The sequence below is a fragment of the Bacillus cereus group sp. BfR-BA-01381 genome (assembly GCF_022663555.1).
GTDB classification, from domain to species: domain Bacteria; phylum Bacillota; class Bacilli; order Bacillales; family Bacillaceae_G; genus Bacillus_A; species Bacillus_A pacificus.
Genome location: NZ_JAKUFR010000384.1, coordinates 1 through 202 on the forward strand (window position 1 = coordinate 1; position 202 = coordinate 202).

Below are 202 nucleotides of genomic sequence, written 5' to 3' on the forward strand. Positions count from 1 at the left end.
TGATTTGAGGCTCCTTCACCATTTTCAGTTTCATATTCCGAAACGTTATCTTGCTCCAGGTGTCCTGATGTTTCTATATCTGATACCTCCGTATTCTCTTTTTGCGAGTCTGTAGTACTTTCTTCTGTTGTCGCTAACTCCATTGCATTTCCTTCTTCATATCCAGCTTCGTAATTAGAGGAATCATCTTGTTCTACTTGTT

1 protein-coding gene is annotated in these 202 nt (G+C 39.1%); it reads right to left on the reverse strand.

Going from position 1 to position 202, the window contains the following annotated elements; translation table 11 throughout:
- Window positions 1–202, reverse strand: a 202-nt coding sequence (locus MR079_RS29165; RefSeq protein WP_242295131.1) for a hypothetical protein, incomplete at both ends; no start/stop codon positions are given.